At 63.9% G+C, this 20,159-nt stretch carries 17 protein-coding genes; 12 read left to right on the top strand and 5 right to left on the bottom strand.

Annotated elements, in window-relative coordinates; all coding sequences use genetic code 11:
- Positions 1-5: 5 nt before the first annotated feature.
- From ACT01B_RS08345 to ACT01B_RS08290, 12 genes are all read left to right on the top strand, one after another.
- The gene (locus tag ACT01B_RS08345; protein ID WP_445146893.1) at positions 6-1,136 is read left to right on the top strand and encodes a glycosyltransferase family 2 protein; all 1,131 of its coding nucleotides are present in this window, start codon (positions 6-8) and stop codon (positions 1,134-1,136) included.
- Positions 1,130-2,239 carry a polysaccharide deacetylase family protein gene (locus ACT01B_RS08340; RefSeq protein WP_445146892.1) on the top strand — a complete coding sequence of 370 codons (1,110 nt, stop codon included), beginning with the start codon at positions 1,130-1,132 and terminating at the stop codon, positions 2,237-2,239. The genes ACT01B_RS08345 and ACT01B_RS08340 overlap by 7 nt, the downstream gene beginning before the upstream one ends.
- Positions 2,227-3,492 carry an O-antigen ligase family protein gene (locus ACT01B_RS08335; RefSeq protein WP_445146891.1) on the top strand — a complete coding sequence of 422 codons (1,266 nt, stop codon included), beginning with the start codon at positions 2,227-2,229 and terminating at the stop codon, positions 3,490-3,492. Before ACT01B_RS08340 ends, ACT01B_RS08335 begins: the two co-directional genes overlap by 13 nt.
- A gap of 76 nt (positions 3,493-3,568) precedes the next feature.
- A complete protein-coding gene (locus tag ACT01B_RS08330) occupies positions 3,569-4,927 on the top strand; it encodes a phenylacetate--CoA ligase family protein (protein WP_445146890.1) in 1,359 nt (452 codons plus the stop codon).
- A gap of 133 nt (positions 4,928-5,060) precedes the next feature.
- Positions 5,061-6,356 (top strand): phenylacetate--CoA ligase family protein, encoded by a 1,296-nt coding sequence (locus tag ACT01B_RS08325; RefSeq protein WP_445146889.1) that lies wholly within the window; start codon positions 5,061-5,063, stop codon positions 6,354-6,356.
- On the top strand, positions 6,353-7,462 hold the full coding sequence (locus tag ACT01B_RS08320) for a glycosyltransferase (protein ID WP_445146888.1): 1,110 nt from the start codon (positions 6,353-6,355) through the stop codon (positions 7,460-7,462). Before ACT01B_RS08325 ends, ACT01B_RS08320 begins: the two co-directional genes overlap by 4 nt.
- A 3-nt stretch (positions 7,463-7,465) precedes the next feature.
- On the top strand, positions 7,466-8,644 hold the full coding sequence (locus tag ACT01B_RS08315; RefSeq protein ID WP_445146887.1) for a glycosyltransferase family 4 protein: 1,179 nt from the start codon (positions 7,466-7,468) through the stop codon (positions 8,642-8,644).
- Positions 8,641-9,282 carry a polysaccharide deacetylase family protein gene (locus tag ACT01B_RS08310; RefSeq protein WP_445146886.1) on the top strand — a complete coding sequence of 214 codons (642 nt, stop codon included), beginning with the start codon at positions 8,641-8,643 and terminating at the stop codon, positions 9,280-9,282. The genes ACT01B_RS08315 and ACT01B_RS08310 overlap by 4 nt, the downstream gene beginning before the upstream one ends.
- Complete coding sequence (locus tag ACT01B_RS08305; protein ID WP_445146885.1) at positions 9,279-10,457, top strand: glycosyltransferase; 1,179 nt, start codon at positions 9,279-9,281, stop codon at positions 10,455-10,457. The genes ACT01B_RS08310 and ACT01B_RS08305 overlap by 4 nt, the downstream gene beginning before the upstream one ends.
- Positions 10,454-11,686, top strand: coding sequence for a hypothetical protein (locus ACT01B_RS08300; RefSeq protein WP_445146884.1), 1,233 nt, complete (start codon positions 10,454-10,456; stop codon positions 11,684-11,686). Before ACT01B_RS08305 ends, ACT01B_RS08300 begins: the two co-directional genes overlap by 4 nt.
- A gap of 2 nt (positions 11,687-11,688) precedes the next feature.
- Positions 11,689-12,624, top strand: a complete 936-nt coding sequence (locus ACT01B_RS08295) for a class I SAM-dependent methyltransferase (protein WP_445146883.1) — start codon at positions 11,689-11,691, stop codon at positions 12,622-12,624.
- Positions 12,625-12,628: 4 nt separating this feature from the next.
- Positions 12,629-13,378, top strand: a complete 750-nt coding sequence (locus ACT01B_RS08290; RefSeq protein WP_445146882.1) for a glycosyltransferase family 2 protein — start codon at positions 12,629-12,631, stop codon at positions 13,376-13,378.
- Between the two features lie 888 nt (positions 13,379-14,266).
- Here ACT01B_RS08290 and ACT01B_RS08285 read toward each other — a convergent pair.
- From ACT01B_RS08285 to ACT01B_RS08265, 5 genes are read right to left on the bottom strand one after another with little or no spacing between them, the layout of a single operon-like run.
- Positions 14,267-15,805 (bottom strand): oligosaccharide flippase family protein, encoded by a 1,539-nt coding sequence (locus ACT01B_RS08285; RefSeq protein WP_445146881.1) that lies wholly within the window; start codon positions 15,803-15,805, stop codon positions 14,267-14,269.
- 52 nt (positions 15,806-15,857) lie between these two features.
- On the bottom strand, positions 15,858-17,591 hold the full coding sequence (locus tag ACT01B_RS08280) for a hypothetical protein (RefSeq protein WP_445146880.1): 1,734 nt from the start codon (positions 17,589-17,591) through the stop codon (positions 15,858-15,860).
- A 7-nt stretch (positions 17,592-17,598) separates the two neighbouring features.
- Positions 17,599-18,594 (bottom strand): UDP-glucose 4-epimerase GalE, encoded by a 996-nt coding sequence (gene galE / locus ACT01B_RS08275; protein ID WP_445146879.1) that lies wholly within the window; start codon positions 18,592-18,594, stop codon positions 17,599-17,601.
- The gene (locus ACT01B_RS08270) at positions 18,591-19,418 is read right to left on the bottom strand and encodes an alpha/beta hydrolase (RefSeq protein WP_445146878.1); all 828 of its coding nucleotides are present in this window, start codon (positions 19,416-19,418) and stop codon (positions 18,591-18,593) included. Before ACT01B_RS08270 ends, galE begins: the two co-directional genes overlap by 4 nt.
- On the bottom strand, positions 19,415-20,101 hold the full coding sequence (locus ACT01B_RS08265; protein ID WP_445146877.1) for an alpha/beta fold hydrolase: 687 nt from the start codon (positions 20,099-20,101) through the stop codon (positions 19,415-19,417). The genes ACT01B_RS08270 and ACT01B_RS08265 overlap by 4 nt, the downstream gene beginning before the upstream one ends.
- Between the last annotated feature and the right edge of the window lie 58 nt (positions 20,102-20,159).

Genomic DNA, 20,159 nt, shown 5'->3' with positions numbered 1-20,159 from the left:
CCGATATGAGCTCGCTGGCTTACGCCGCGTTTCTCGCCTCTGGCTGGTTGCTGGCCTACGTCTTCGTAGGCTATCCGATAGGGATTCGCCTGCTCGCTCGCCTGAGCCCGCGGCGGGTGGACAAACAGCCGGTGACGCCATCGGTCAGCGTGATCATGGTGGTTCAAAACGGCGCGCCGTACATCCAGTCCAAGCTCGCCAACCTGTACACGCTCAACTATCCGCAAGATCTGCTGGAGATCATCGTGGTATGCGACGGTTGCCGTGATGGCACCGCCGCCTTGGCGCGCCAGTATGGCGATCCGCGCGTGCGCGTGATCGACTTTGTGCCACGGCGCGGCAAGGCCGTCTGTCTCAACAGCGCCGTCGTGCGTGCGCGCGGCGATGTGCTGATGCTCACCGAGGTACGACAAAAGCTGGCGCCCATCGCCTTGCGCGAACTTGTCGCCAACCTCGCCGACCCCAAGGTGGGGGTCGTTGGTGGCGAATTGCTGCCGGCCAACAACGAAACCGCCTTCGCCGAGGGCATCGACGCCTACTGGCGCTACGAGAAAATGATACGGCTGGCTGAAAGCCAGTCGGGATCGACCATCGGCGTCAGCAATGCGCTTTACGCCATCCGGCGCGACCTCTACGAACCGTTGCCGCCGGCGACGATGCTGGATGACCTGCTGATACCCATGCGCGTGATTGCGCGGGGCCGGCGAGTGGTTTTCGAACCTCGGGCGCTGGCTTGGGACCGCACGGTGCAGCACCCTGAGGAAGATCGTGAGCGCCGCATCCACAATTTCGTTGGCCATTGCCAGCTCATCCGCCTCGCGCCATGGTTGCTTTCGCCGCAGGAAAACCCGGTTTGGCTACGTTTTGTCAGCCATAAGCTATTGCGCCTGGCGACACCCTGGCTGCTGCTGACGGTCGCCTTGATGTCCACCTTGCTGGTACGGCGGCACGCCGCTTGCGCCGTCACGCTGGCCTTGCTGCTGGCTGGCGCCTGCCTGGTGGCGGCGGGTCGGTGGCAGCCGACCTTGACACGCTGGTTGCCGGTGCGGCTGGCGGTGACCTTCTTCTATCTGAATCTCTTTTCCGCGCAGGCGCTGGTGGCCTTCGCCCGCAATCGGGGATCGCTTCCATGGTGATGCAGTCGCAAGACCGCGGCATGACTGTTGGTTTGCGCGGGCAAGTGGGCGAGCTCTGCTACCGCAGCGGGCTGTTGCATTCGCTGCAACGCGTGCGCTCGTGGGTGCAAAAGGACCTGCGCATCCTCGCCTACCACCGCATCATGCCCTTGCCCGATCCCTCGACCTACGAGTTCGACCTGGAACTGATCAGTACGCCGCCGGAACGTTTCCGCGAGCAAATGCTGTTGCTGAAGCAGCGCTATAACCCCATCCGCCTGAGTGATGTCGCCGCCGCCCTGAACGACGGCAAATCACTGCCGGCCGATGCGGTCGTCGTGACTTTCGACGATGGCTACGACGACAACTACCGCAACGCGTTTCCCATTCTTCGCGAGCTCGGCGTGCCGGCCACGTTTTTCGTCTCCACCGGGCATATCGACAGCGGCCGGCCCTACGCCTACGACTGGCTGGTGCACATGATCCTGGTGAGCGATGCACGACAGATGGTGCTGCCGGAGCTGGGCGTGGATGTGGCGCTGTCGTCCGATCGCCACGCGCGCCGCCTCGTCGCCACCGACGTGCTATGCCGGATGAAGGAACTTGGCGCGCTCGAACAGACGACGATGATCCAGCGTCTTGAGCAAGAGTGGCAGATGCCCTCCGACACGGCTCCCCCTGACTGCCGCCCCATGTCCTGGGAGCAGCTTCGCGAAATGCACGCGGCCGGTTTCGAGATTGGCTCGCATGGCGTCCATCACTGGATGTTGTCCAAACTCCCGCTGGCAGAATTGGAGAGTGAAGTACGCGACTCAAAGGCCGCGCTGGAGCGCGAACTTGGCAGCGTACCGCTGCTGATGTCCTATCCCGTGGGCAGCACGCGGGCGTATGACGACCGCGTGATCGCTATCACCCGCGACGCCGGCTTCCAGTTAGCCTGCAGCTATACAAGCGGAACCAATCCGCAACCCCTGTCCAATCGCTACGCGCTCAATCGCCTGGCCATCGAACGCAATATGGGCAAGGGTTGGTTCGCCGCCATGCTCACCATGCCCCACCTGATGAGCTATCCCACACCCGACTATCCGAGCGGGAGAGGTGAGGTGCCGGCATGTTCCCACTGATCCTGCTCTACGTGGTCCTGACCATCGTCAGGCCACAGGACTATATGCCGGCGCTGGTCGGCGTACCGGTGTTATCGGTGGTATTGGTGCTGGCTTTCGCCAGCTGGCTTGCGTCCAGCGCCAAGACCTTTGCCGCGCCACAGTTCGTGATACTGCCCATCTTCCTGGTCGTGTTAATGGTTTCAACGGCGGTCAACGGCTGGTTCGGCGGCGCCCTGGACCAGCTGCAGAAATTCGGTCCCGTCGTGATTGCCTTCTTCGTCTTCGCCGCGGCCTGTACCCAGCCCCGCCATCTGTTGGTTTCCATGGCGGTCATCGTGCTGTGTGCAGCCGTGCTGGCCTTGCATGGTATCGAGCAGGCGAGGACCGGCATGGGCTGGACCGGCGTGCCGATCGGCGAGGATGGTCGCATCCAGTACGTGGGCATTTTCAACGATCCCAACGATCTTGGCCTGCTGTTCGTCACGGCGCTGCCGATGTCGGTCCTGCTCAGCCGCCATGGCGGTTTTATCGGGCGCCTGTTCTGGCTGGGTTGCAGCGCCTTGCTGCTGTACGGCGTGTACCTGACCAATTCGCGCGGTGCGCTGCTTGCCGTGCTGATGGTGGCCGGCGTCTATATCTGGCGCCGCCGTGGTGCGGTGCTGGCAAGCCTGCTCGCCGCCGCCGGCCTGGCCGGCATGAAGCTGCTGTCCTCGCGCATGCAGGAACTCGATGCCGGCGAGGAGTCTGCCAGCGGCCGCGTGGACGCCTGGTACACCGGCATGCACTTGTTCACCTCGCACCCCATCTTCGGCGTCGGCGCGGGCAATTTCACCGAATACAACGATCTCACCGCGCACAATTCGTTCGTACTGGTACTGGCCGAGACCGGCTTCGTCGGCTACGCCTTGTGGCTGGCCTTTGTTTGCTACAGCTTCTGGATGATGCTGTCGCTGCTGCGCTACACGCCTGCCGATACCGACGATCAGACACAGCCCGCCCAGCTCCAGCGTGAGCGTTCCGTCGCGCTCACCCTGCTGCTCACGCTGTGCGGCTTGTTCACCGCCGCCTTCTTTCTCAGCCGCAGCTATACGATCGTGATGTACCTGATCATCGCCATGGTCACCGGCCACTACGTGGGGGCTCGCCAACGCCTTCCCGGCCTGCGCGGCTTCACCCTGGGCAAGGACTGGTGGCGCTGGGTGCCGGCAGCCATGGGCAGCATCGTGGGCCTGTTCGTACTGGTCGCCATCCTGCTGAGGACGTCGGGATGAATGCCTTGGGCGCAAACCAACGGCGTCGCGCACGCACGGGCGAGCGGATCGCTCATGAACTTCTGGGGACTGCGCGATGAGTGGCTGGTACGAGCGAGCCTTCCGCCACGTGTTGTACCCGGCTTATGAAAGCGGGCTGCGCCGCCGCGGTACGCTGGCCTGGCTCACCGCCTACGAGCGCGACCAATGGCTGGCACCGGAGCGGATGGCCGCGCTGCAGTTCGAACGGCTCAAGCGCCTGCTGGATCACTGCTATCGGGAAGTGCCTTATTACCGTACGCGCTGGCGCGCACTCGATATCCATCCGGGCGATATCCGCAACCTCGATGATGTCGCCCGGCTGCCGCCACTGACCAAGGCGGACATCCGCGAACACGCCGATGAACTGGTGGCGGAAAGCTGGCGCGGGCGTCTGCTCTACAAGGCAACCGGTGGCTCCACCGGCGAACCGCTACGCTTCGGCTATACGCGCGAAAGCAACGAACGCCGCGTGGCGGTGATGTGGCGCGGCTACGCCTGGGCGGGCTCGCGCATGGGCAAACGCACGCTGTTCCTGTGGGGCGGCACGGTCGGTTCACCCAGTCGCGCCCATCAGCTCAAGGATCGCCTGTACAACGCGGCATTCGCGCGACGCATGCTCAATAGTTTTCAGATGACGGAGGCGAACATGGCCTCCTACGCCGACGCCATCGACCGCTATCGCCCCGACATCATTGTGGGCTATGTCGGTCCGCTGATGCGCATGGCGCAATGGTTGCTTGCCACGGGACGTACGCCGCACCGTGCGCAGGCGGTGATCGGCGGTGCCGAGGCGCTGCACGAGTTTCAGCGCAAGACCATCGAGCAGGCGTTTGGCTGCCCGGTGTTCAATACCTACGGCTGTCGCGAATTCATGCTGATCGCCGCGGAGTGCGATCAGCACAGCGGCCTGCACGTCAATGCCGACCATCTGCTGCTGGAACTGCTCGATGCGAACGGCGTGCCGTCCAGCTTGGGCCGCGGCGAGGTAGCCATCACCGACCTGTTCAACTACGGCATGCCATTCATCCGCTACGTCAATGGCGACATGGCGACCGCTTCCGCCGAACGCTGTGCCTGCGGGCGTGGCTTGCCGCTGCTGCGGCGCATCGACGGTCGCGTCCTGGATGCCATTCGCACGGCGGACGGCCGCTATCTTCCCGGTGAATTCTTCCCGCATATGCTCAAGGACGTTCCCGGTGTCGCGCGCTTCCAACTGGTGCAACGCCAGCTCGAACGACTCGACCTGTCGATCGTGCGCGACGAGGATTTCAACGAAGACTCGCTGATCACGATCCGCCGGGAGGTCAAGAAAGTCCTGGGCGACAGCATCGAGCTCGACTGCCATTTCGTCGACGATATCCCCTTGACCCGCAGCGGCAAGACACGCGTGACGATTTCGGAGCTGCCGCCGTGAACATCGCCCGCGTTATCGCCAAGCAGTCGGCTGGGGATGGTTCATCCAGCACAACCAGGGGGGCTCCGTGATGGGTGGTTGGTATGAAACGACCTTTCGGCGGGTACTGTACCCGGCCTACGAGACGGGAGTGATGCGCCGCCGCACGCTGTCCTGGCTGGCCGAGTACGAGCGTGTCCAGTGGTTCTCAGCGCAACAGATCGCCGAACTGCAATGGACGCGACTCAAGCGGTTGCTTGAACATTGCTACCGCGACGTGCCGTTCTATCAGCGTCAATGGCGCGAACTCGGCATTACGCCCGACGATATCCGCAGCCTTGAGGACTATGCGCGCCTGCCCCTGCTGACCAAGGCCACCATTCGGGACCATGCCGACGAATTGAAATCCCGCTCTTGGCTCGACCGCATGCTGTACAAAAGCACCAGCGGCTCGACCGGCGAACCCTTGCAGTTCGGCTTTACGCGCGAGAGCAATGAGCGCCGCCAATCGGTCATGTGGCGCGGCTATGGCTGGGCCAACGCGTTCCCCGGTCGGCGTAGCCTGATGCTGTGGGGCGCGGGGCTGGGCTCGCCCAGCCTGAAGCGGCGCTGGAAGGATCGCCTTTATCACGCGGCTTTTGGGCGGCGCGTCGTCAGCAGCTTCCAGATGACGGAAGCGAATATGGGCGACTACGCCGACCTCATCGACAGCTATCGCCCGGAGATCCTGCTTGGCTATTTCAGTCCGCTGCTGCGGCTAGCGCAATGGATGCTCGCTAACGGAAGGCAGGTGCACCGGCCAAAGGCATTCATCGTCTGTGGTGAGGCGATGCACGAGTTCCAGCGCCAGATCATCGAGGCTGCCTTCGGCTGCCCCGCCTTCAATACCTACGGCTGTCGCGAATTCATGCTCATCGCCGCCGAGTGCGAGCAGCGCAAAGGCATGCATGTCAACGCCGATCATCTGCTGGTCGAGCGCATGCCGCCGAGCCATCCTCATCTTCATGCGCAGACCGGCGAGGCCGTGATCACCGACCTCCACAACTACGGCATGCCCTTCATCCGCTACGCCACCGGCGACCTGATCACGGCGTCCGCTGAGCCATGCATCTGCGGTCGTGGCCTGCCCCTGATCACCCAGGTCGAGGGACGCATGCTCGATGCGATCCGCACGCCAGACGGCCGCATCCTGCCCGGCATGTTCTTCCCGTACCTGCTCAAGGAAGTGCCCGGCGTCAACCAGTACCAGATCGTGCAACGCCAGCTCGACCGCCTGGATCTCTCGCTGGTACGCGGCAAGGCGTTCAACGACGATTCCCTGGCCACGATCCGCCATGAGATCCATAAGGTACTCGGCGACAACATCGAAGTGCATTACCACTTCGTCGACGACATACCGCCCACGCGCAGCGGCAAGACGCGGCTCACCATTTCGGAGCTGCCGCCGTGAACATTACTCACGTGGTCGAGAACCTCAATCGCGGCGGCCTGGAACGCATGGTGTTGGAGCTGGTGAAAATCCAACAGCGGCAGGGCCACCGCTGCCAGGTCGTATGCCTGTTCGAACCCGGATCGCAGGCGCATGAGTTGGACGCCTTGGGGATCCCGGTCACCGGCTGTCACAAGCGGCAAGGACTGGACTTGCGCGCACTGGCACAGGCGCGGCGCACGATCCGCGGGCACGAAACCGAGGTCCTGCATACGCACAACGCGGTGGCGCATTACCAGGCCGTGCTGGCGAGTTGCGGGCTGGGTGTCCGCCGCGTTGTGAACACGCGGCACGGCATGAGCATCAATCAGCGAACGGGACGCCGCGAGTGGCTTTATCGGCGTTCGCTCGCGCACACGGACACGGTCGTCACGGTATGCGAAGCCGCCCGTCGCGATGCGGTGGCGCGAGGCATCGTGCCCAGGCTCAAGGCCATGGTGGTGCCCAACGGCATCGCGGTCGATACGTTTGCGCCGGCCTCGGCCGGCATGCGCGAGCGGCTGCTGCAGGCGCTGCAGCTACCGCCGCACAACAAACTGATCGGCAATGTGGGGCGGCTCAACTGGGCCAAGGACCAGGTTGGCCTGATCCAGGCCTTTCGCCGCATCCATGCACTACGCCCCGATACCGCCCTGGTCTTGATTGGCGACGGTGAACTGCGTGCACGGCTCGAGCAATACGCCCAGGAGGAAGGCGTACGGCAAAGCGTGCATTTCCTCGGCGACCGCAATGACGTACACGAACTGCTGCAGGGACTGGACCTGTTCGTACTCTCCTCGCGCAGCGAGGGTTATTCGATGGCCTTGCTCGAGGCGTGCGCGGTGGCGCTGCCCATCGTGGCGACCGATGTCGGCGGCAACGGTGAAATCGTGTATGACGGCCGCACCGGGCGACTGGTACCTGCAGGCAATCCCCGTGCGCTGGCCGATGCGATGCTCGCCTTGTTGCAGGAACCGCAGCAAGCCTCTGCCTGCGGTCGTGCCGCACGCGAGTGGGTGGAGCAGAACGGCTCGCTGGAAGCCATGGCCGGGCGCTACGCACGGCTATACCAGGACTCAAGGGACTGAATCATGCGACTGCGCGTACTTATCCTCACTAACCTGTTCCCCACACCGTGGGACCCGCTGCGCGGCACGTTCAACCGGCAGCAATTCGAGCGCCTTGGGCAATATCACGACGTCGACGTACTGACGGCGGTGGATTTTCGCGAACGCCTGGCGGGTACGAAGGGTGAGGTGAAGGTAAGCGGCTTGCGCACTGATCACTTCACGTTCTTCTATCCACCTCGCTTCGGGCGTACCTTGCACGCACTTTGCTGGCTGCTGTCACTGCTGCTCCAGCGGGGCCGCCAGCTGCGCTCGGCCAACTACGATTGCCTGCTGGTGAGCTGGGCCTACCCCGATGCCGTCGCCGTCGGCTGGCTGGCGCGGCGCTTGGGCATTCCCTATGTAGTCAAGGTGCATGGCAGCGATCTCAATGTGCAGGCCGAACATGCCCTGCGCCGCCCGCAAATACGCTCCGCCCTGCGTAACGCCAACGCGGTGGTCGCGGTAAGCCAGGCGCTTGCCACCAAGGCGGTCGCCCTCGATGCCGATCCCGCGCATGTGCACGTGCTTTACAACGGTGTCGACCCGAGCTTGTTCTCGCCCGGCTCGCGCAGCCAGGCACGCACGCGCCTCAACCTGTCGCTGGCATCGCCACTGGTGCTGTACGTTGGCAACCTCAAGCTGGCGAAGGGCTGCCTCGACCTGCTTGAGGCGTTTCCGGCCTTGCTTGCCGCGCGCCCCGACGCACAGCTGGTCTACGTAGGCGCGGGCCCCTGCCAGAGCGCCTTGCTTGAGCGAGCAAGCGCGCTGGGCTGCGCCGACCGTGTCTTCCTTGCCGGCCCCATCGCGCACGACGCGCTGCCGGACTGGTTCCGCAGCGCCGACCTGCTATGCCTGCCCAGCCACAACGAAGGCGTACCGAACGTGGTGCTGGAAGCGATGTCCTGCGGCACGCCGGTCGTCGCTACGCGCGTCGGCGGTATCCCCGAAGTGCTGCCGAGCCAGGCCGGTCTGCTGGTGCCGCCACACGAGGGCGATGCCTTGTCTGCGGCCTTGATCGATGCCACCGGCAGGACCTGGGATCACGAAGCCATCGTCAGGCAGGCCGCCGCATTTCGATGGGACGACAATGTAAGCCGACTGGCCGGAATCCTGCGCGATGTCGCCGGTGCCTCCCCCTCACCCTTGAGGGCTACCGCATGAACCTCAAACCAAAAAAATACGAGCTGCTACGCCTGTTGCCTGATGCGCTGGTCCAAACGCATGGAGCCAGCGACGGTGGCGCCCGCTACCTCACCTTCGATGATGGTCCCGAGCCCGAATACACCCCGCGCCTGCTCGACCTGCTGGCCGAGCACCGCGTGCATGCCAGTTTCTTCCTGATCGGCGAGAGGATCGAGCAGTACCCCGCCGTGGTGGAACGCATGGTGGCGGAGGGTCACATGATCGGTAACCACTCCTATACCCACCGATTATTCAAGTCGCTGCCCTTGAGCGAGCAGCTCGAGGAATTTCGTCGCACGGATGAACTGCTGCGATCGTTCGACGCACGCCCGCGGCACCGCGTGCGCACGCCGCAGGGTTATCTGGATACGCGCCTGTTGCTGTACTGCGCTTGCCACGGCCACAGCATCGTCTACTGGTCCTACGACAGCCTGGACTACCAGAAGCCGTCCCACGATGCCTTGGTGGCAAGACTGCGCGAGCAGCCACCCCGCGCGGGCGACATCGTACTGATGCACGACGACAGTGACCTTGCCATCGACGCCCTGCGCACCCTGCTGCCGGAGTGGCTCGGCGAAGGCCACGCGTTCCGCGCCCTGGCGGAGGATGCTGCGTGAGGATCCTCTACCATCACCGCACACGCGGGCGCCACGTCGAAGGCGTGCACATACGCGGCATCGTGCATGCCCTGCGCAGCCTGGGGCACGAGGTCAGCGTGCTGTCCTTCCCCGGCGCCGATCCCGAGCATGAGCACGAGGCGAGCACGTCAGCATCCGCGCCCTCGCGTGGATGGTTGCCGCACCTGGTCACGCGCATGCCCGGCGTGCTGTTTGAATGCCTGGAGCTTGGCTACAACCTGGTGACCCTGGTGCGCCTGCACCGTGCGTTCCGCCGGATGCGTCCCGAGCTTATCTATGAAAGGTATTCGCTGTTCCTGTTCGCCACCGTGTGGATGGCCCGGCAGCGTGGCATCCCGTTGGTGCTCGAGATCAACGATTCCGCCCTGGTGCAACGCGTGCGCCCGCTCTACCTGAAAGCGCTTGCACGGCGGATCGAGGGCTGGTGCATGCGCAACTGCAGCGGCCTGGTATTCATCTCCAATTTCTTTCGCGAGCAGGCCCAACAAGCGTACGGCGAGCTGGCCCCGTCGGTGGTTTCACCCAATGCAGCCGACCTTGCGCGGTTCGATCCCAGCCGCTTCGATCGCATCCGGCTTCGCGCCGACCGCGGCCTGCGCGATCGCATCGTCTGCGGCCACGTGGGCGCGTTCGCGCAATGGCATGGCGTGGAACGTTTCGTCGAGAACATTGCCGAACGCCTGAACGAAGCGCCGGAGCTTGCCCTCGTGTTGGTGGGCGATGGCCTCATGCTCCCGACCATCCGCGACATGATCGCAGCGCGCGGACTCTCCGACCGGGTGCTGACACCCGGCCGCGTACCGCATGAAGACATCGCCAGCTGGATCGCCTGCATGGACTACGCCGTGCTGCCCGATTCCAACCACTACGGCTCGCCGATGAAACTGTTCGAGCTGATGGCCATGGGCGTGGCCGTGGTGGCACCGGACTATGAGCCGGTCGCCGAAGTCATCCGCGACGGCCATACGGGCTGGTTGTTCCCACGCGGCGAAACCGAGCGCTGTGTCCAACGCGTGCTTGATCTCACGGCTCGTAGCGACGAATGCCACCAGGTGGGCGCGGCGGCACGCGACTACATCGTCCGCGAGCGCCAGTGGCGCAACAACGCAGAGCAACTGCTGACCCTGATCCCGACTGGGAGCGCACGCGCATGATCGCGGGCTTAGTGCTACTCGTCATCGCGCTACTGGCGATCGGCGTCTTGATCAGGGGCATCCACGCCCGCCACATGCAGATCTGGCTGGGCCGCTATCTGTTCCGTCGCCGTCCCGCACCCGGGCCGGAACCGGTGCACGTGATGTTCTGCTTCGTCGATCATTTCGAACCGGCCTGGGGCAAGGTCGACCTGGCGACGCAGCGCGCCCGCGTCGATCGCTGGTGCAACGACTATCGCGTACTGGCGTCCGCTCACCGGGACGCGGACGGTCGGCCACCCCAGCACTCCTTCTTCTATCCCGAAGAAGAGTATCTCGAGGAGCACCTCGACAAGATCGCCGCGCTATGCGCGGACGGCTATGGCGAAATCGAGATCCATCTTCATCACGACAACGACAACGAAGACAACTTCCGCACCACCATCACGCGCTTCAACGAGCTGCTGCATGCGCGCCACGGCGCCTTGCCCCGCGACCCCCATACGGGCGCGTTGCGCTTCGGCTTCATTCACGGCAACTGGTGCCTGGACAATTCGCGCCCGGACGGCCGCTGGTGTGGCCTCAACAACGAATTGATCCTGCTGCGCGAATTGGGTTGCTATGCCGACTTCACCTTTCCCTCGGCGCCCAGCGACACCCAGACGCGCACGATCAATACGATCTACTACGCCACCGACGACCCGCAGCGACCGAAGTCGCATGACGTTGGCGTCACCGTAAAAGCCGGTGGACAAGCCTCTGGCGACCTGATGATCGTGCAGGGCCCCTTGGGCCTGAACTGGCACCGACGCCGTTTCGGCCTGGTGCCACGGATCGAGAATGCCGACGTGCGGCGCTCCTGTCCTCCGGACACCGAGCGTGTCGATGCCTGGATTCGCACCGCCATCCATGTCGAAGGGCGCCCGGACTGGATCTTCGTGAAGATCCACACCCACGGCACCCAGGAACGCGACATGGACACCTTGCTGGGCGAGCCGGCGCACGCCATGTACACGCACCTGGAGCAGCATTACAACGACGGCCACCGGCACGTTTTGCACTACGTGACGGCGCGCGAGCTGTACAACATCGTCAAAGCCGCGGAGGCCGGCCACGCCGGCAATCCATCGCGCTATCGCGACTACGAACTGCCACCTCCACCAGGGCTGGCAAACGCTCCCTGGCGGCGGAACGCGCAACAACGACACGACGTCGAGGCCGCGGCCGGCTGGGCCGACCTGGAGGGATGATCATGCATTGGCGTGCCAAAGGTATGTTGCAGAAAGTGCTTGGCCATGTGCCGGGCGGCGAACAGGCGCATTACGTCTTGCAGCGGCGCTTCGGTGGCCTGCGCGATTTTGGACGCGAGTTCGACGTAAAAATGAACGACTGGCGCCTGATGGCCGGCCATCTGCGCGAGGCCGGGCGGCCCATCGGCGGCGCGCGGCTGTTTGAAATCGGCAGCGGGTGGTATCCCACGTTTCCGTTCGCCTGCTTTCTTGGTGGCGCGCGCAGCGTGATAACGGTCGACCTCAACCGTCATCTCAAGCCGGAGCTGGCGCGGGCGTGTGCAGTCCATCTCGGCCGCTACACCGGCTTGATCGCCGAAGCCTGCGGCATCGCCGAGGGGGACGTGCGCGAGCGCCAGCAGCGCCTGGTGCAACGCCTGAGCGAGGGTGCCGACATCCACGCGGCGACCGATGGCGTGGTCACCTACGACGCGCCCGCCGACGCCGCACAGACTCGCCTGGAACCGCGTCAGGTCGACTGCGTCTTTTCCAACAGCGTGTTGGAGCACGTGCTTCCCGCTGCCGTCGACGGCATCTTCCGCGAGGCCATGCGCGTCCTCGCCCCGGGCGGCATCATGTTCCACTCGGTCAACTGCGGCGATCACTACGCCTACATCGACCACGAGATCAACCAGCTCAATTATCTGCAGTATTCCGACGCCCAGTGGCGGCGCTGGGACAATGCCTTTCTCTACCAAAACCGCCTGCGCGCCTTCGAGTTCATCGACCGCGCCAAAGCCGCCGGCTTCGACATCACCATGAGCACGGAGACCGCGCGCGAGAATCGCTTGAAGGAGCTTGCCGCGCTGCACGTGCATCCACAGTTCGCGCATATCCCAGCGGAGCGTCTGTGCATCACCTCGATCGACTTCATCGCACGCAAGCACGACGCGGGCTGACCGGATGACGCCAGACCTGGTCAGCGTGATCATGCCCGCGTACAACGCGCAGCGCACGTTGCGTGCATCCGTGCTGTCCGTCCGCGAACAGACTTATCCCTCGCTGGAGCTGATCATCGTCGACGATGGCTCGCGCGACGGCACCACCGGCCTGATCTGCGAACTGGCGCGAGCCGACCATCGTCTGCGCGTGCTTTACCAGCCGTCCAACAACGGCGTAGCCGCCGCACGCAATGCCGGCATCGACGCCGCCCAAGGCAGTTACATCGCGTTCCTCGACAGCGACGATCGCTGGCATCCGCACAAGCTTGACCTGCAGATCACCCACATGCGCCGCACCGGCGCGCTGGTCAGCTATACCGCTTACGACCGGGTCGCCGAGGATGGCCACGTGCTGTCACGCGTGCGCCCTCCTGCGATGGTGACCCATGACGACATGCTGCGCAGCAACCACATCGGCAACCTCACCGGCATCTACCATCGCAGCCTCGGTGAAGCGCGCTTTCTCGCCGTAGGTCATGAGGACTATGTGTTCTGGCTCGACCTCGTACGCCGGGCAGGCGGCGCCAGCTGCGTACCGTACGCCGACGCGTTGGCGTGGTATCTGGTGCATGGCGGCTCGCTATCGTCGGACAAGCTGCGCGCCGCGCGCTGGCAGTGGCACATCTATCGGGATATCGAGCGCTTGGGTTGGGCGGCGGCATCGCACTATATGTGTCATTACGCCTGGCAGGCGATGCGCAAGCGTCATTAATCGCCGGGTACCAGAGTCGCTCGGTATACCGGCGCAGGCTTGGCGGCGTATTGCGACATCGGAGCGGATCATCCAACTCCTCTCAACGGTCATCCCAGCGGCTCTCAACAGCCGAATGGCTGGTCACGCTCGGATCCAGTGAATTTCGCTCTGCTTAATCGCTATAGCGATCTGGCTCGCCTGCGGCGGGCTTCCGCCCTCCTGCCGGAGGCCGGGTCACTTTCTCTTGCTTGCCCAAGAGAAAGTAACCAAAGAGAAAGGCACCCCGCTTGGCGCTTGCCGAGCAAAGCTCGGCAAGTCCGTGAGGGCCGGCCGGGCTTTTCGACAGTGCATCCTGCCCTGACGAAAAGGGATCGGCGTCCTGCCGATCCCCCTGCGGGCCTGATCGTCCGACCCTCACCGCCGCACAGGGGCCCCGAAGGTCAAAAGCAAGACCGAAGGCTCGAGCAGCGCTAGCGCTGCTCATCGCTCTTGGCTGTTCGCTTTGCTCTGGGGGTGGCTCTTCTGCTCTTCGGGCCCCTATGGCGCGGCGGGTGGGTGGAGGAAAAGCCCATAGGGTGGCTCGCAGGGATGCGAGCCAGTTTGTCGTCAGGGCAGGATGCCCTGTCGACAAACCTCCGTAACCCACCCGCGCACCTGGAGGGCGCAGCCCGGAAGGCGCGCCATCGGGGTGGCCTTTCTCTTGGTTACTTCTCTTTGGCCAAACAAAGAGAAGTAACCCGGCCTCCGGCAGGAGGGCGGAAGCCCGCCGCAGGCGAGCCAGGTTGCGGAAACGCTAAATCAATAGCGAAATGCACTGCATGACCTGCTGGGCATTGAGAGGCTTCACATCAAGCTGACGGCCAAAGGCGACATGCGCGAACGCGCTTCAACACAAAACCACTCCCTTCAGGTCGCCACCCTGACCCTCAACAACTGCAACCCGCGCATAAACATCCTCCCTGGCATCCCCAAGCGCCCGGCAATCGCCCCCAGCAAGGCATAGTCCTCATTCGTCCAGTAGCGCACCAGCACGCCGGCCGGCGCATAGACGCAGACGAACGCGATGCCGGCGGGAACAAAAGCATATCGGCCCGGCACCCACTCCAACACCAACCACCCCACCGCAGTGGCGAGCACACCCACGGCGAGCAGGCGCAACATGGGCGACCACGGTATGCCTTCGCTGGTCACCCGCCGCAGGTAATAGACCGCCAGGAACAGTTCCGAGATTCGCGTGCCGCTGTAAGCCAGTACGGCACCGGCCAGGCCGAACCGGGGTATCAGCGCGACACCGAGCACGATGTTGACGATGAGGGCACGCCCCGAGAGCCGGATACGGTCGTCCTGGCGATCGACCACCGTCTGGAACGCCACGATGCCGTTGACGAAAAGCAGCAGGCCCGCCAACACCAGGATCGTCATGATGCTCGGAATCGCCTCGGTGTATTTGTGGCCGTACATCAAGGTGACGATGCCCGACGTGGTCAGCAGGCCCATGCCGGCAATGGCAATACCTGCGGCCCAGTAGAAGCGGGTCGCCTCGGACAGGAAGCGCGCCGCATGTTCCTGGCCTTTCTGGCCGAATGCTTTCGCCATATACGGCAACAACGTGGCGGTAAGTCCGACCGAGAACAGCTCCACCGCTCCCCGTGTCAAGGTTGAGGCGATGGCGAAAAAACCCACCGCCGTGGTGGTGGCGAAGGTGTTGAGCATGAACATCTCGATCGTGCCGCCCTTGACCGACGTCAGCAACACCAGCGTCGCCGTCAGCCACAAATGGCGTCGCAGCCGCAGGCTCATCTCCGCCGGAATCGGGCCGGGCACGGTCGGGAGGCAATAGCGGCGATAGGCGATGCGATTGATCAGGTTGAGCGATAGCGAGGAGACCGCGTAGATCGCGATAAACCCGATCAGGTCCGCGTGCACCAGGGTCGCGGCGATCACCAGTGCGACCGTCAGCGCGCCGCTCAATACGGTGGCGATGGCCTCGGGCTCGAAATGCTCCTGCCCTTTGGCAATCGCCACGCGCATGGCGAAATTCGCGCGGGCGCTTACCGCCACAATGGACAGCACGATCATCGGCCCGAGAAACATCCGCCATTCGACCGGTTTGACGATAAAGCTGATCAGCACGAACGCGCCCAAGACCAAACCAAGGCTGAGATGCTGCACGCGATTCAGGCGAGAGGCGATGTGCGAGGCGATGTCCTCCCTGCCCGCCCCATCCGCCTCGGCGATGAACTTCATCGACGACGTGGTCAGCGCATGGTTGCTGCAGATGATCAACCAACGACACAGCCACACGGTGAACGCGTAGCGGCCGAAATCCGCGGGCCCCAAGGCGCGTGCCACCCACACGCTGATGATCAGGCCCAGCCCGTACTCGATATACGCTGATACCGATACGATCGTGACGCTGCGCAGGACGGCTAGACGCTGATTCATGAATACTCCATCTCGGCAACGGTGGCGACCTGGCGATACGGCGTCATCGTGTTCACTGGCCGCCGTGGTTGGAGGCAACCGCAGCAGCACCGCTGCCTGCCGGTTGATGGATCATCCATTGCACGACACCGCTGCCGCGGTTGTTCCAGTTGAAGCGGCGGGCCGTGTCGCTGCGCTCCGCGCAATCCACGTTGTAGGACGAGGTCAGTGCTTCCAGCCTGCGCTTGAGCGCGGCGCTCTGGGCGGGGTCGCTTTCGAAGTAATACGCCGCCGCCAGCGGCAAGCCCAACTCCACGTTGTGGGCGTCGCTGTACCAGCCATCGGAATCTTCGATGTCGGACAGGACCTTGGTGCTGGCCTGTGCCGAAGACCAATACCAGGCAATCAGGCCATCCGGTCCCGAGCAAGGGTTGCGCCAGTCGTGCGAACCCGACATCAGCTTACGATCGATCCAGCCGTACTTCTCCAGGTAGCGTCCAAAACCGGTGATCATCTCAGGGATGCGCCTGTCGCCGGTGACCAGCCACGCATGCCATAGCGCATCAATGATGTTCTCGCTCATCCATGGCGAAGCGCCCCGCACGTCGGTGGCGGGGTTATAGGTATCGTTTTCATGCAGCTGCCAGCTATTACGCCAGGAGCCGTCGTTACCGAGGTGGTCCGGATTGTCGCGCTGATGATCGTAGAGCCAGCCGATGCGTTGCTTGATCATGGCCAGCTCATGCGGATTTCCGCTGAGCTCGTAGGCACTCACCGTGGCCAGCAGGCCCAGCCCCACCAGACGTTCGGTGAAATATTCCGATGGATGGGTATACGGACCCGGTTCGCCACTCCAGCCGCCATTCGCCCACAGCGTCACCATCTTGTTGACGGTGTCGGCATCATGGGTGGTGTCGTTGCCGGTCAAGGCGAGCGCCAGCACGATCGGCTCGATATAGACGTATTTGGCGTCACAGGGTTTGCCACCCAGGGTCCAGCCACCACCGCACGATGGCCCCATGGGTAGACCATCGCGCTTGATGTACTTCATGTAGAAGCGATAGCTGGTATCGGCCGCCTGCAGATAGTCGAAGCGGCCCGTACGGATATAGGCCTTGAACAGCGTGGAGGGGCGATCGAACAACCAGGCCGTCGGATCGTCCGCCGGCAACTTCTGGGCCCACTGGAACTGACGCGCCACGTACTTGGCATACGCCTCGTTGGGGCCGACTGGTATCTGCGGCCCGGCGATCAACGACGCGGTCAGCCATTCCGGCGTCAGCGTAGCTAGCACCATGGGAACTCGCAGCCCCTGCTCGCCTTCGACCAGTCCGGTGTCGTAAGGCCAACCGGCGATCTCCTCCTGCCGCGGCTTGCCAGTGGAGAAGTAATACGTCGCCTTGTCGGTGCCCAGAGGCGCACGGAACTGCACGCGCACGGCCCGAATGCTGCCGTCCTTGAAATACCAGCGCAGCGTGACTTTCGCTACGGAGGCGACCTCGCTGCCCTTTTCGTCCAGGATGCGCAGCAGGTTCGCATCGGTGAGCGATCCGGGTGGAAACGGGATGCCCAGCGAAACCAGCACGGGCGAGCCGCTGCCGGCATTGCGGTGAAGCACGATCTTCTGTTCGGCAACGATGTCCGACGGTGTCGACGGCGCCTCGCCGGCATGCTTGGAAGCACCAGTCGCCTGCGCCGCGGAACTGCGCGGGGCGGCATTGAGTGGGTGTGCGGCCAGCAGGTACGCGCTCAACACCAGCAGCAACAGCAGCGACAGTACGGCGCGAACCAGGCGTGGCCGCGACATGGGCGAGTTAGCTGACATAGTCCACGCTCTGCGCCAGTTTCTGCTCCCACAGGAAGGCCGTGCGCACGATGAAGTCGAGGTCGTCGTAGCGTGGATGCCAGTCGAGCACGCGCTGCAAGCGGTCGCTGCATGCAATCAACATCGGCAGGTCGCCGACGCGGCGGGGCAGCTCGACCACATTCAAGGAACGGCCACTGATCCGCGAGACCGCGTCGATCACCTCGCGCACGCTATAGCCATGGCCGTAGCCACAATTCAGGGTGAGCGATTCGCCGCCTGAGCGAAGATGGTCCAGCGCGCGCAAATGGGCCGCGGCCAGATCTTCCACATGGATATAGTCGCGAATGCCGGTGCCGTCTGGCGTGTTGTAGTCGGTCCCATAGATCGCGAGACTCGCGCATTTTCCCACCGCATGCTGGCATGCCACCTTGATCAGGAGGGTGGCATGCGGCGTCGAATGACCGATACGCCCCGCCGGATCGCAACCTGCGACATTGAAGTAGCGAAGAATCACATGCCGCAGTGCGCCAGCCGCACTGAGATCGCGCACCATCGTTTCCGACATCAGTTTCGACATGCCATAGGGGTTGATCGGTCGGGTCGGCGTCTCCTCGTCGGCCACGCCACCATCGGTCATGCCGTAAACCGCCGCCGTCGATGAAAAGATGAACTTCGACACCTCCGCTTCCGAACAGCACGCCAGCAGACTGCAGGTGTTGCACGTGTTGTTGCCGTAGTACTTGACGGGGTCGCATACCGATTCGGGCACCACCGTGTGCGCCGCAAAGTGCAGCACCGAGTCCACCCGATGTTCGGCCAGCACCCGCGCGACCAGGCCCCGGTCGCCGACATCGCCAACCACCAGCTCGGCGCCGTGCACGGCGTCCCTGAAGCCAGTGGAAAGGTTGTCGACAACCACCACATGCTCGCCGCGCGCCACCAGCTGCTGCACAACGTGACTGCCGATATAGCCGGCGCCGCCGGTGACGAGGACTCTGTTCATGGTGTGGCACCTGCGTGAGCGACGGGAAAGTTGCGGCAAAGCCATGTTTCGACGTGGTCGATGAGGCGCTTGCGGTCATCCACCAGCACAAAGGTGTGGTCCATCTCCTCCAGGTAACGGGTGCTTACCGCCGGATGGCTCATGACGCGACCAAAGCACTCGCGGAACTGTCGGGCGTGATTGAAATACGTGTTGATGCCGCCGCTGTAAATCAGGCAAAGCTTGATACCCCGGTTGATCATGCCGGCGAAATCGACGCGCACGACCGCCTGCGGCAAGGGCGCCACCCTGAATAGCGGTTCGCTGACGACGCCCTCGGTTCTTGCGCGCGCCTTGGTCAAGCGCCGCCACCAACGTGACGGATTGAAAACGCGTGGCAGGTAGTGGCGAATCCTGAAGCCCAGCGTGCGATAGGCGTAGCCGTCCATGAGGACCGCGCCGGCGATCTTCTCATCCCGACACGCTACGGCGTGCGCGTTCTGCGCGCCGGAGCATAGACCGATCAACACGAAACGCGTGCAGCCGGCGTGTCGACGCAGCAGCTCCATGGCGTCATCCGCATCGGCATGAATCTGTTGCACGCGCGACTGCGATTCACCGCTGGCGCCGCTGTCGCCAATCGTGGAGAAGTCGAAACGCAGGGTCGGGTAGCCGAGCGTATTCAGGCGCCGCGTCATGTCCACGGCCAGGCGGAAGGGTCCGATCCGATGGACCATCCCCGAGTTGAGCACGATGACGCCGACGGTGTCCGGCGTTACTTCCGGCAATCCCGCGATCCCGATCAGGTGCCGCGCCCGGCCAAAGCGGAATGCCTGCTCGGTCATCGCAGCGCGCCTTGCAGGTGTGCTGTCACGGTCTGCACCAGCGAGTGCGAAAGAATCGCCACTTCCAGCCTTGCCAGGTCATCCCAGGGCGTCGGCGGCTCCAATAGTTTGATGCTGGCATCATCGACGGCAAGGGCCTGCCATGCCTGCGGGGAGGTCGGCGGCAACGAGTCCAGCCGTAGCGACGGCGCCGTCTTCCAATCCGCCACCAGGCCGCCGATCTGCTCGCGTAGCCGAGGATTCACCGCAAAGCCAAGCCACTGCCCGCCCGCCAGTTCGGCCGGGCGAGGCTTGATAAAGCGGCTGGTGTCCTGGCGCAACGCATCCTGCATGGCATCCAACGTGGCGACATAGGCATGGCCATCGACCACCGGGTCCCACACGACCACATCGGCCAGTCTCGCGGCGGACGCCGCCGCCAATGCCAGGCTTCCACCCAGGCGTGCGCCGAATGCCACCACGTGATCGATGCCGCTGCGCGCGCGCAGCTCGTTGGCGGCGGTGACCGCATCGCTGATACAGCGATCCCAGCGCACCTCCGTGCTCGCGCCCAACGAATCACCGCAGCCGTAGCAGTCGAAGCGCAGCGCGGGAATCCCCTCCGCCGCCAGCGCACGCGCCAGTTGCCGATACAGCCGGTGGCAGCGGATCTGATCCTGGCCGAGCGGCGCACACAGAAGCACAGCCTTCCCGGCGGTTCGCGTGGCCGGATGGTAAATTCCAAACAGCTCGTGTCGATCT

Source organism: Dyella sp. Tek66A03 (assembly GCF_052567735.1).
This window is presented reverse-complemented; position numbering and strand designations above follow the sequence as displayed.

Excerpts from the sequence above, each read along its gene's own strand:
- ACT01B_RS08310 (WP_445146886.1), top strand. The coding sequence starts at position 8,641 with ATGAACCTCAAACCAAAAAAATACGAGCTGCTACGCCTGTTGCCTGAT.
- galE (WP_445146879.1), bottom strand. The coding sequence starts at position 18,594 with ATGAACAGAGTCCTCGTCACCGGCGGCGCCGGCTATATCGGCAGTCAC.
- ACT01B_RS08325 (WP_445146889.1), top strand. The coding sequence starts at position 5,061 with ATGCGCCGCCGCACGCTGTCCTGGCTGGCCGAGTACGAGCGTGTCCAG.
- ACT01B_RS08295 (WP_445146883.1), top strand. The coding sequence starts at position 11,689 with ATGCATTGGCGTGCCAAAGGTATGTTGCAGAAAGTGCTTGGCCATGTG.
- ACT01B_RS08300 (WP_445146884.1), top strand. The coding sequence starts at position 10,454 with ATGATCGCGGGCTTAGTGCTACTCGTCATCGCGCTACTGGCGATCGGC.
- ACT01B_RS08340 (WP_445146892.1), top strand. The coding sequence starts at position 1,130 with ATGGTGATGCAGTCGCAAGACCGCGGCATGACTGTTGGTTTGCGCGGG.
- ACT01B_RS08270 (WP_445146878.1), bottom strand. The coding sequence starts at position 19,418 with ATGACCGAGCAGGCATTCCGCTTTGGCCGGGCGCGGCACCTGATCGGG.
- ACT01B_RS08280 (WP_445146880.1), bottom strand. The coding sequence starts at position 17,591 with ATGTCGCGGCCACGCCTGGTTCGCGCCGTACTGTCGCTGCTGTTGCTG.
- ACT01B_RS08335 (WP_445146891.1), top strand. The coding sequence starts at position 2,227 with ATGTTCCCACTGATCCTGCTCTACGTGGTCCTGACCATCGTCAGGCCA.
- ACT01B_RS08330 (WP_445146890.1), top strand. The coding sequence starts at position 3,569 with ATGAGTGGCTGGTACGAGCGAGCCTTCCGCCACGTGTTGTACCCGGCT.
- ACT01B_RS08315 (WP_445146887.1), top strand. The coding sequence starts at position 7,466 with ATGCGACTGCGCGTACTTATCCTCACTAACCTGTTCCCCACACCGTGG.
- ACT01B_RS08290 (WP_445146882.1), top strand. The coding sequence starts at position 12,629 with ATGACGCCAGACCTGGTCAGCGTGATCATGCCCGCGTACAACGCGCAG.
- ACT01B_RS08345 (WP_445146893.1), top strand. The coding sequence starts at position 6 with ATGAGCTCGCTGGCTTACGCCGCGTTTCTCGCCTCTGGCTGGTTGCTG.
- ACT01B_RS08285 (WP_445146881.1), bottom strand. The coding sequence starts at position 15,805 with ATGAATCAGCGTCTAGCCGTCCTGCGCAGCGTCACGATCGTATCGGTA.